The 11,242-nt window shown below is 66.7% G+C and carries 7 protein-coding genes; 2 read left to right on the forward strand and 5 right to left on the reverse strand.

Annotated elements, in window-relative coordinates; all coding sequences use genetic code 11:
• Positions 1–1,452, forward strand: a 1,452-nt coding sequence (locus tag Q1L59_RS03290; protein WP_300327978.1) for an ATP-binding protein, incomplete at its 5' end; no start/stop codon positions are given.
• 14 nt (positions 1,453–1,466) lie between these two features.
• Here Q1L59_RS03290 and Q1L59_RS03295 read toward each other — a convergent pair.
• The 5 genes from Q1L59_RS03295 to kdpA form a co-directional block, all read right to left on the reverse strand.
• Positions 1,467–4,181 carry an ATP-binding protein gene (locus Q1L59_RS03295; RefSeq protein WP_300327981.1) on the reverse strand — a complete coding sequence of 905 codons (2,715 nt, stop codon included), beginning with the start codon at positions 4,179–4,181 and terminating at the stop codon, positions 1,467–1,469.
• A 6-nt stretch (positions 4,182–4,187) separates the two neighbouring features.
• Positions 4,188–5,153 carry a magnesium/cobalt transporter CorA gene (gene corA, locus Q1L59_RS03300; protein ID WP_300327984.1) on the reverse strand — a complete coding sequence of 322 codons (966 nt, stop codon included), beginning with the start codon at positions 5,151–5,153 and terminating at the stop codon, positions 4,188–4,190.
• Positions 5,154–5,270: 117 nt separating this feature from the next.
• Complete coding sequence (gene kdpC, locus Q1L59_RS03305) at positions 5,271–5,843, reverse strand: potassium-transporting ATPase subunit KdpC (protein WP_300327986.1); 573 nt, start codon at positions 5,841–5,843, stop codon at positions 5,271–5,273.
• Positions 5,844–5,854: 11 nt separating this feature from the next.
• Positions 5,855–7,921, reverse strand: a complete 2,067-nt coding sequence (gene kdpB, locus Q1L59_RS03310; protein ID WP_300327989.1) for a potassium-transporting ATPase subunit KdpB — start codon at positions 7,919–7,921, stop codon at positions 5,855–5,857.
• Between the two features lie 19 nt (positions 7,922–7,940).
• Positions 7,941–9,725 (reverse strand): potassium-transporting ATPase subunit KdpA, encoded by a 1,785-nt coding sequence (gene kdpA, locus Q1L59_RS03315; RefSeq protein ID WP_300327991.1) that lies wholly within the window; start codon positions 9,723–9,725, stop codon positions 7,941–7,943.
• Between the two features lie 259 nt (positions 9,726–9,984).
• Here kdpA and Q1L59_RS03320 point away from each other — a divergent pair, with 259 nt between their 5' ends.
• Complete coding sequence (locus Q1L59_RS03320; RefSeq protein WP_300327994.1) at positions 9,985–11,193, forward strand: MFS transporter; 1,209 nt, start codon at positions 9,985–9,987, stop codon at positions 11,191–11,193.
• Positions 11,194–11,242 lie beyond the last annotated feature (49 nt).

Here is an 11,242-nt window from a genome sequence, read left to right on the forward strand (position 1 = left end):
GAGTTACGCTCGCAAGAAGCGGATTTGAAGGCCTCGGAAGCCGAACTGCGGCGCTCCCGCGACGCCGCGGAAGCCGCCAATCAGGCCAAGAGCATGTTTCTCGCCAGCATGTCGCACGAACTGCGCACGCCGCTCAATGCTATTCTCGGCTTTTCCGAGATGCTGGCGCGCGAGCGCAACGCGACCGAGGATCACCGGCAGAAGCTGGGCATCATCAACCGCAGCGGCGCGCATCTCTTGGCGATGATCGAAGATATCCTCAACCTGTCGAAGGTCGAGGCGGGCAAGACGGAAGTGCTGAGCGAGCCGTTCGATCTCACTGCGCTGCTCGAGGACGTCGGTCAGATGATACGGCACCGTGCCGAGGCGCGCGGCATCAGCTTCAGCCCGGACGTTGCGCCGGACATCGCTCGTATCGTCGTCGCCGACGCCGGCAAGCTGCGTCAGATTCTGATCAACCTGCTGGGGAATGCGGTCAAGTTTACCGGCGAGGGGGGTGTCATCTTGCGCGCCCGGACGCGCAGTGAAGGGCAGCAGACGTGGCTGGATATCGACGTGGAAGATACCGGCAGCGGAATTGCAAGCGAGTCGCTGGAGACCATCTTCCAGCCCTTCATCCGCGGCCAGGCGGCTGCCGATGGCGCGGGTACTGGCCTGGGTCTGGCGCTCAGCCGCTCTTTCGTCCGGATGATGGGTGGGCGCATCGAGGTGGCGAGCACGCCTGGCCAGGGGAGCGTTTTCCATGTGGAGCTGCCACTCGAACTTTCGTCGGCAGACGCAGTGGCGGCTCCTGCGGCACAAGCTTGCGATGTGATCGGGCTGGCCGATGGGCAGCTCGCACCACGCATATTGATTGTCGAGGACGCTTCAGACAGTCGCTTGTTGGTGACCGGCCTGCTGATGCAGGCTGATTTCATCGTGCGCGAAGCAGCGAACGGCGAACAGGCGGTGGGCGAGTTCCAGTCGTGGCGGCCCGACCTGATCCTGATGGACATGTGCATGCCGGTGCTCGACGGTTTCGCGGCAACCGGGCGCATTCGGACCCTGCCCGGCGGCGCGGCGGTCAAGATCGTCGCCTTGACCGCCGGCGACTTCAAGGATCAGCGGGCGGCCATTCTCGCTTGCGGCTGCGACGCCATTCTCGCCAAGCCGGTTCGTGCGCAGGACATCTTCGCGACGCTGGGGCGCCTGCTTGGGTTGCGCTACCGCCATGCCGCGGCCAGCGATGGGCAGGAGGCGATTCCGGAACTCGCCGCCGGGATGCTGGCCTCGCTGCCTGAACCCTTGCGCCAGGCATTGCGCGCAGCGGCGACCGAACTCGACGTACGCGGGACCGAAGCGGTGATCGAAGAGATTGAGAGCCTCGATCCGCAGCTTGCCGTCGGCCTGAAGACGCGTGCCGAAAACTATCGCTTCAGCGAGATTCTGGCGCTGTTCGAAGCGCCTGGGTAAGGAGAGGCAGCGGCTCAGGGTAATGGCTGGGCGCGCTCCGGCTCAGACTCGGTCGGCGCCGGCGGAATTTCTCTGGGCAAGGTGAAGATGAAACGAGCGCCCCCGCTCGGGCGGTTCTCGGCGCGGATTTCTCCGCCGTGCGCTTCGACGATGGCCCGGCAGATCGCCAGTCCAAGGCCGACGCCCTGGCTGGCATCGGCCGGCCGACCGCGTTCGAATTTCTTGAAAATGATCTCCTCGCGGCCTTTCGGCAGGCCCGGCCCGTTGTCCGCGACCCAGATCGCGATGCTCGTTTCGCCGACCTGCGCACCGACTTCGACCGAACTCCCGGCTGGCGTGAATTTCACGGTGTTTTCCAGCAGGTTGTAGACGACACGTTCGAGCAGCACCGGATCGATATTGACCAGCGGCAGGTTCTCGCCGAGCGAGACCTTGATTCGGTGTTCGCGGAAGGCCCACTGCAAGGTTTGCAGAGCCCCGCCGACCACTTGGTCGAGCGGTAGCCACTGCCGGTTCAGTTCCACCGGGCCGGATTGCAGGCGGGCCATTTCGAGCAGGTTGTTGACCTGGCTGCTGACCCGCAGCGCCTCCTCCTTCAGCGCGCGCGCGATCTCGGCCTGCCTATCGGCTGGCGGCGGCGGGCTGCCCGAGATCGCTTCGGCCAGACCGACGAGGACGCCAAGCGGGGTGCGCAGGTCGTGCGAAAGCGCCGCCAGCACCGAGTTACGCAGGCGTTCGGATGCCATTTGCACGGTGGTCTCTTGCGCGATGGCCACATAATGCACGCGCTCCAGGGCAATCGCGATCAGCGAGGCAAAGGTGTCGAGCAGGCGCTGCTGTTCCGGGATGAGCAGGCGGTCGGCGTCCTGAACTTCCAGCGCCAGCACGCCACGTGCGCGCATTGGCGCCTTCAGCGGCAGGTAGAGGAGCGGGCTGCCGACCAGTGTATGGCTGCCCGGCCCGGCCGCCTCCTGGTGGTCGAGCGCCCATTGCGCGATCGCCATGTCGATTGCTGGCAGACCATTGGCCGCGGGTAGTGCAGGCTGCAGACGGTTCTTGTCGTCGGTGAGCAGGAAGGCGGCCCGAGCGCCGAATTCGGCGACGACGAAGCGCGTGCCGATACGGGCGATCTCCTCTGGCAGCAGTGCGGCCGAGAGGTCGCGTGACATCTGATACAGCGCACTGATGCGTCGCTCGCGGCGTCTCGCCACCTTCGCCTGATAGCGCGAAGCGGCCGTCAACTGGCCGGCGATCAGACCGACGACGAGCATGACGGCAGCCGTCGTCGGGTAATGTAGATCGCCGGCGGGAGCAGCGTGCGGTGCGCCAACCAACAGCGCAAGCAAAGCGACGACGAGGACAGCGGCGAGGAGCGCGGGGCCGCGTCCTGCGCGGGCGCCGACCAGGACGACGCCGAGCAGCAGGACGAGCGCGCTGCCGGGCAGGCTGGCGATCGGCAGCAGCAGGGCGCTCGCCATTCCGGTCACGGCGCAGGCGGCGGCGGCCTTGCCGTACGCCGGCCATTCGTCGAACGTACGCGGGTGGCGCAGACGTGCATTGCCGGCAGCGCGTTGCGCTGCGCCTGCGGCAGCGCCGCCGGCGACCTGGATGACGTCCACCTCCGGCGCTGCTTGCCCGAGGCGCTCGGCAAACGAGCGATACGGCGGGCGCCAGCGGCGAGCCCGATCGCGACCGACGACGATCTTCGCCAGGTTGTGTGTACGGGCATAGTCGACCACCGCGGCGGCCGCCTCGCTGCCGGCCAGCACGGCGGTCGACGCGCCCAGTTCCTCGGCCAGCTTGAGCAGGCGGAGGACGCGGTGACGCTCGCTGTCGGAAAGGCGCTGCAACGCCGGCGTTTCGACGTAGACGGCGTGCCAGGGCGCTTCCAGGCGGCTGGCGATGCGTGCGGTGGTGCGCACGATGCGTTCGCCCGCGCCACCGGTGCCGACGCAGGCGAGCAGCGAGTCGCGCGTCTGCCAGACCGGCGCAACCGCTTGCTCGCGCCGGTACTGCAGCATTTCGTCGTCCACCCGGTCTGCCGTACGGCGCAGCGCCAGCTCGCGCAGCGCGATCAGGTTGCCCTTGCGGAAGAAGTTGCGGATCGCCCGTTCTGCCTGATGGGGCAGATATACCTTGCCGGCCTGCAGGCGCTGCAGCAACTCGTCCGGCGGCAGGTCGACGAGAACCACTTCGTCGGCCGAATCGAAGACCTTGTCGGGGACCGTCTCCCAGACCCGGATGCCGGTAATCCCGCTGATCACGTCGTTCAGACTCTCCAGGTGCTGAACATTCACCGTCGAATAGACATCGATCCCCGCCGCCAGCAGCTCGTCGATATCCTGCCAGCGCTTCGCATGGCGCGAGCCGGCGACGTTCGAGTGCGCCAGTTCATCCATCAGAATCAGCTCCGGCCGGCGTTTCAGCGCGCCGTCCAGATCGAACTCGCGGAGCACGCGGTGGCGCTGCACGAGCTCGCGCGCGGGCAGCGCCGGCAGGCCGTCGGCCATGCGCTGCGTTTCCGCCCGGCCATGTGTTTCGACGCTGCCGATCACCACATCGACGCCTTTTGCCGCCTGTTGGCGGGCTTCGCCGAGCATGGCGCAGGTCTTGCCGACGCCGGCCGAGGCGCCGAAGAAGATCTTCAGTTTGCCCCGCCGGGCGCGTGCTTCCTCGGCGTGTACCCGGTCAAGCAGTCGATCCGGGTCGGGGCGCTGGTCGGCAGTCATCGCGCGTCACAACCAGCCGGCACGGCGGAAGCGAAGATAGAGCACGAGGCAGGTTGCCGCGATCACCGACAGCGCCATCGGGTAGCCGTACTCCCATTGCAGTTCCGGCATCGCCTTGAAATTCATTCCCCAGATGCCGGCAAACGCGGCCGCCATCGCGAAGATGCCGGCCCAGGCAGCGAGCTTCTTGTTTACCTCGCTTTCCTCGATCGTCACCATCGACAGGTTGACCTGGATGGCGGTGGCGATCGTCTCCCGGATCGTATCGACGGCCGCGTTGATCCGCGCCAGATGGTCGTACACGTCGCGGAAGTAGTCCCGGCTGCGGCTGCAAATCTCCGGCGCCAGGCCACCGCAGAGGCGGCCGGTCGCCTCCATCATCGGCTCGACGGCGTGCTTCAGAAAGCGTGTCTGGCGCTTCAGTTCGTATAGTCGTTTGACGTTGCTGCGTGCGGCGCCCTTGGCAAAGATCTGCTCCTCGATGTCTTCCAGCCCGGACTCGAGTTGATCGATGATCGGGAAATACTGGTCGACGACAGCATCCATCAAGGCGTAAAGGATGAAACCCGAGCCCTGCCGAAGCAGGTGCGGCTCGCGCTCGCAACGTTCGCGCACGCCGGAAAAGTCGTGCGTGCTACGGTTGCGCACCGAGAGGACGTAGTTGCGGCCGACGAAGACATTGATTTCGCCGACGGCCACCTCACCTTGCTGCTCACCGAGCAGATGCATCACGGCGAAAACCGAGTCGCCGTACTCCTCGATCTTCGGCCGTTGATGGCCGTGATGCGCGTCCTCGACGGCCAGTTCGTGCAGCGCGAACTCCTCCTGCATCGCCGCCATTTCTCGCGGCGTTGCATCGCTCAAGGCAACCCAGACGAGGCAATCGGGCCGCGCGAGGTAATCGCTGATCGCGGCGACCGGGATCTCGGCCAGGCGAACCCCGTTCTGATAGGCAGTACAGTTGATCAGCATGGTTCAACCCCGTTCAGCTTGTCGACAACGCGTATGTAGCGCCATTTTGACGACCTCGGCAAGCCCTCGTCAGCGTGTTGCGCCGGGGGCGCCAGCATCGGCTGGACGCCTGGTCGTTCAAGGCAGCGCGTCGAGAGCGATGTTGAGCAGCAGAACATTGACCCGCGGCTCGCCGAAAACGCCCCATTGCCGGCCCTCGGTGTACGCGGCGACCAGCGCGCTGACCTGGGCCGGCGGCAGGCGGCGCTGACGGGCGACGCGCTCCACCTGACAGGCCGCCGCCTGCGGGCTGATGTGCGGGTCGAGGCCGCTCGCCGAAGCGGTCACCAGATCGACCGGGATGCGCTGCAGCTTGCCGGGATGGGCCGCCTGCAGGGCCGCGATGCGCTGCCTGACCGCTTCGCTCAGCGCCGGATTGAGCGGGCCGAGATTGGAACCGCCGGAGGCCGCGGCGTCATAGGGCCGGGCTGGTGTGGCCGAAGGGCGGCCCCAGAAATACGCCGGATCGGTGAAGTGTTGTCCGATCAGGCGCGAACCCACGCTCCTCCGGTCAACGACGAGCAGGCTGCCGGCGGTCTCTTCGGCAAACAGCAGCCGCCCGATGCCGGCAACCGCGAGCGGATAGGCGATGCCGGTAAGCACGCTGAGCCCGATGAACAGGCTGATCGCCGGACGCAGCAGACTGCTCACCTGCGTTCTCCTCAAGTCAGTCCGCACAGCGTCAGCACCAGGTCGATCAGCTTGATGCCGATGAACGGGACGACGACGCCGCCCAGACCGTAGATCGCCAGGTTGCGGCGCAACATCTGCGCGGCGCCGAGCGGGCGGTAAGCGACGCCCTGCAGCGCGAGCGGAATCAGACAGATGATGATCACGGCATTGAAAATCACCGCCGACAGGATTGCCGAGGCCGGACTGCTCAGACGCATGACGTTGAGCGCAGCGAGCTGCGGGTAGGTGGTGACGAGCGCAGCGGGAACGATGGCGAAGTATTTGGCGATGTCGTTGGCCAGGCTGAAAGTGGTCAGCGCGCCGCGCGTCATCAGCATCTGCTTGCCGGTCTCGACGACCTCGATCAGCTTGGTCGGATTGGAATCGAGATCGACCATGTTGCCCGCCTCCTTGGCCGCTTGCGTGCCGCTGTTCATGGCAACGGCGACATCGGCCTGGGCGAGTGCCGGCGCGTCGTTGACGCCGTCGCCGGTCATCGCGACCAGGTGGCCTTCGGCCTGATACTGGCGAATCAGCGCCAGCTTGGCTTCCGGCGTGGCTTCCGGGAGAAAGTCGTCGACGCCTGCCTCGGCAGCGATCGCGGCCGCCGTCACCCGGTTGTCGCCGGTCACCATGACCGTCTTGATTCCCATCCTGCGCAACTGTGCGAAGCGCTCCCGGATGCCGCCCTTGATGATGTCCTTCAGTTCGACGACGCCGAGCACGCGCCGGCCGTCGGCAACCACCAGCGGCGTGCTGCCGCGCCGCGCGACCTCATCGACCTGGCGGGCGACCGACTGCGGAAAGTTGCCGCCCAGGCGGTCGACGTGCTGGCGGATCGCGTCGGCCGCACCCTTGCGCACCTGGCGATCGCCCAGGTCGACGCCGCTCATCCGGGTATGCGCCGAAAAGCGTAGCAAGCGCGCGTCCAGCGCCTGCATGTCGCGCCGACGCAACTGGAAGCGCTGTTTGGCGAGGACGACGATGCTGCGGCCCTCGGGCGTTTCGTCGGCGAGCGAGGCGAGTTGCGCGGCGTCGGCGAGTTCGTCCTCGCGCACCCCGTCGGCGGCCAGGAAGGCGGCGGCCTGCCGGTTGCCCAGCGTGATCGTCCCCGTCTTGTCCATCAGCAGGACATCGACATCGCCCGCGGCTTCCACCGCGCGTCCGGACGTGGCGATGACCTTGGCCTGCAGCATGCGGCTCATGCCGGCGACCCCGATGGCCGAGAGCAGGCCGGCAATCGTCGTCGGAATCAGGCAGACGAGGAGCGCGACGAGTACCGTCAGGCTGACCGGAGTCCCGCTGCCGGCAGCGGCGACGCTGAACAGCGAGAAGGGGAGCAGCGTCACGACGACGCCGAGAAAAACGACGGTCAAGGCGACGAGCAGGATATTGAGGGCGACTTCGTTGGGCGTCTTCTGCCGCTTGCCGCTTTCCACCATGGCAATCATCCGGTCGACGAAGGTTTCGCCGGGATCGACGCTCACCCGGACGACGATCCAGTCGGACAGTACGCGGGTTCCGCCGGTGACGGCGGAGAAGTCGCCGCCCGATTCGCGAATCACCGGCGCCGATTCGCCGGTGATCGCCGATTCGTCGACCGAGGCGATACCCTCGATCACCTCGCCATCGGCCGGAATCGTCTCCTGCGCCTCGACCAGGACGACATCGCCCTGGCGCAGATCGCTTGCCAGTACGCGGCTCACCGCGCCACCATGGCGCGCCTCGTGCAGCTTCTTCGCCCAGGTCTCCTTGTGCACCGCGCGCAACGAGGCCGCCTGCGCCTTGCTGCGGCCCTCGGCGAGCGCTTCGGCGAAATTGGCGAAAAGCACCGTGAACCACAGCCAGATGGCGATGGCCACGATGAAGCCGGCCGGCGGCTCGCTTTCTGCGCCCCAGGCGCGCCAGGCAAGGACGGTGGTCAGGAGGCTGCCGAGGTAGACGACCAGCATCACCGGGTTGCGCCACTGTCGCGCCGGATTCAGCTTCCTGAAGGCGCTGGCGATCGCCGGCACGGCGAGTACCGGGTCGAAGAGGGCGAAGGTCTGGCGGGGCAACTCGCTTCTCCTGCCTGCTTCACTCGGCTGCCCGCAGCAGCAGGTGTTCGGCCAGCGGGCCGAGGGCAAGCGCCGGGACGTAGTTGAGCAGGCCGACGAGGAGCACCGTGGCGCTGAGCAGCGCGACGAACAGCGGCCCCTGTGTGGGCAGCGTGCCGGCACCGGCGGCGAGGCGCTGCTTGGCGGCGAGCGATCCGGCGATGGCGAGCACCGGGCCGATCACGCCGCAGCGGCCGAACAGCATGACGGCGGCGAGTGTCAGGTTGTAGAACGGCGTGTTGGCGGACAGGCCGGCGAAAGCGCTGCCGTTGTTGTTGGCCGCTGAAGTAAAGGCGTAGAGGATCTCCGAGAAGCCATGCGCGCCCGGATTGCCAATCCCGGCGCGCCCGGCGGCGAGCAGCACGGCAATCGCCGTTCCGCCGAGGACGAGCAGCGGAGTGAGCACGACGGCAATCGAACTCAACCACATTTCGCGCGCCTCGATCTTCTTGCCCAGGTATTCCGGCGTGCGGCCGATCATCAGGCCGGCGACGAAGACGGCCAGAATGGCGAACAGCAGCATGCCGTAGAGGCCGCTGCCGACGCCGCCGAAAACGACTTCGCCAAGCTGCATGTCGATCAGCAGGATCATTCCGCCGAGCGGCGTGAACGAGTCGTGCATCGCGTTGACCGCACCACACGCGGCGAGCGTGCTGATCGTCGCGAACAGCGCGGAATCGGCAATGCCGAAACGCAGCTCCTTGCCCTCCATGTTGCCGCCAACCGGATCGACGCCGAGTCGCGTGAGCAGCGGATTTGCCTGCGCTTCGAAGTGCATCGCGGCGATCGCCAGGATGACGAAGATCAGTCCCATCGCCGCGAGCAGCGTCCAGCCCTGACGCAGGTCGCCGACCATGCGCCCGAAAGTCAGACAGAGCGCGGCCGGGATCAGGAAGATCGACAACATCTGCACGAAATTGGTCAGCGGCGTCGGGTTTGCGTAGGGATGCGCCGAGTTGGCCTGCATGAAGCCGCCGCCGTTGCTGCCGAGCAGCTTGATTGCTTCCTGCGTTGCCAGCGGACCCATCGCCAGTCGCTGAGCTGACGTGCCGGCCGCCGGAGTGGCGGCGGCGTCCGGCGGCGTGTTCGGCGTCGCCTCGGCGGTTTGGCCAAGGTCGAGCGGCCGGCCAGAACGGCTGCCTTGCAGCGTCGTCACCTCGTGCTGGCCGACGAAATTCTGCACCACACCCTGACTGTTCAGGAAGATCGCCTCGACGAATGCCAGCGGCAGCAGCACATACAGAATGATCCGCGTCAGATCGACCCAGGCGTTGCCGAGCGTTGTCGCGCGTTGGCGGGCAAAGCCGCGGATCAGCGCGATCGCGACGACGATGCCGGTGGCCGCCGAGAGGAAGTTCTGCACGCACAGAGCGAGCATCTGGCTCAGATGGCTGAGCGTGCTTTCGCCACCGTAAGCCTGCCAGTTGGTGTTGGTGGCGAAGCTGATGGCCGTATTGAAAGCGGTATCCGGGCGCACATCGGGCAAAGCCAGCGGATTGAGCGGCAACTCCGCCTGCAGCCTCTGCACGGCATACACGCTGAGCACGCCGAACAGGTTGAAGAGCAGCAGCGCGCTGGCGTAACGCAGCCAGCTCATTTCCTCTGCGGGGCGAATCCCGCACACGCGGTAGAGCGCCGCTTCGAAGCGGCCAGCGAAGCGGCAGCGGCCTTCCATCACGTTGGCGATGTGGATCCCCAAGGGTTTGGCGGTCGGCAGCAGCACGGCAAGAAACACTCCGAGCAGAATCCACGCATGACTGCTCATGAAAAACTCTCCGGTTGGGGCAGGGCGGCGAGCGACTGGACCAGCGGGCGCTCGCCGCACGCCGACCGGCAAGCAGCGACCAGTGTATTGCGCTTCGGTACGTCGGGACAGCCCCGGGCAAGAAAACCTTGCCCGCGGACCACCCGGCGAGCGCTGCTCGCTGTCGTGCGCCCGGTGCCTGGCAATCGGTCGCGCGGTTGGCAAACTGACCTACAATCCGACGTTTCCGCAAACTCGCAGAAGGGTGCCGCCAGTGCAGATGTTCCGCTCGCTCAACCAACCCGGGCTATGGGCGATCGCGCTCGCGGCGGCGGGAATCCTGATGGTTACCATGGGCGCCAGGCAATCGCTCGGCCTCTTTCTCTCACCGCTGAACACCGCAACCGGGCTCGGCGTCGCCTCGATCAGCCTGGCAATGGCCGTCGGCCAGTTCACCTGGGGCGCCGTGCAGCCGCTCGCCGGTGCCGCGGCTGACCGCTGGGGACCGGGTCGGGTGCTCGTCGCCGGCTTGTTGCTGCTCGCTCTGGGCAGCGCGCTGACGCCGCTGATGAGCAGCACCTGGGGCCTGATCGTCTCGCTCGGCCTGCTCTCGGCGATCGGTTCGGGCGCCGGCAGTTTCTCGGTTCTCTTCAGCGCCTCCAGTCAGCGCCTGCCGCTCGCAGCACGTGCCGGAGCGTCCGGCGTGATCAACGCCGGCGGGTCTTTTGGCCAGTTCGTTTTCGCGCCGCTGCTGCAGGCTCTGATCCAGTTCATCGGCTGGATGGGCGCCTTGTGGTCGCTGGCGGCGATCACGCTGGCCGCGCTGCCGCTGGTCGGCGTCCTCGCCCGCCCGGTCGACCCGGCTGTCCCGCGCGCGCCGGACGGCGACGGGCTGTGGCACAGCCTCTGCACGGCGACCGCCGATCGCAGCTACCAGCTGCTCAACCTCGGCTTCTTCACCTGTGGCTTCCACATTGCCTTTCTGGTCACCCACCTGCCCGGCGAAGTCGACCTTTGTGGTCTGCCGTCGTCGGTGGCCAGTTGGTCGCTGGGCATCATCGGCCTGTCGAACATCGCCGGCAGCCTCTACGCCGGCGCCTGCGTTGCCCGCTACCGCAGCAAGTACGTCCTGTTCTGGATGTACAGCTCGCGCGCGCTGATGGTGGCCATATACCTGCTGGCGCCGAAAACCGATCTGACCTTCTACATTTTCGCTGCCGGGCTCGGCTTCACCTGGCTGGCGACGGTGCCACCGACGGCGGCGATCGTCGGCAAGCTGTTTGGCGTGCGTTACCTCGGAACACTGTTCGGCGTCACGCTGCTCTCGCACCAGATCGGCGGATTCTTCGGCGCATATCTGGGCGGGCTGGCGCTCACCCGTTACGGCGATTACTCATGGATGTGGTACGCCGACATCGTTCTCGCGACGGCAGCCGGCTTGAGCAATCTGCCGATCCGCGAAGCAGTACCGGCGCGCGCCGCCGCCTGAGCGCTGGTCAAGCTTTCGCTTTCGCGGTGACCGCGGCGCAACGGCTGGC

Origin of the sequence: Accumulibacter sp. (genome assembly GCF_029255125.1) — a bacterium.
Lineage (GTDB): Bacteria > Pseudomonadota > Gammaproteobacteria > Burkholderiales > Rhodocyclaceae > Accumulibacter.

Excerpts from the sequence above, each read along its gene's own strand:
- Q1L59_RS03295 (WP_300327981.1), bottom strand. The coding sequence starts at position 4,181 with ATGACTGCCGACCAGCGCCCCGACCCGGATCGACTGCTTGACCGGGTA.
- corA (WP_300327984.1), bottom strand. The coding sequence starts at position 5,153 with ATGCTGATCAACTGTACTGCCTATCAGAACGGGGTTCGCCTGGCCGAG.
- kdpA (WP_300327991.1), bottom strand. The coding sequence starts at position 9,725 with ATGAGCAGTCATGCGTGGATTCTGCTCGGAGTGTTTCTTGCCGTGCTG.
- Q1L59_RS03320 (WP_300327994.1), top strand. The coding sequence starts at position 9,985 with ATGTTCCGCTCGCTCAACCAACCCGGGCTATGGGCGATCGCGCTCGCG.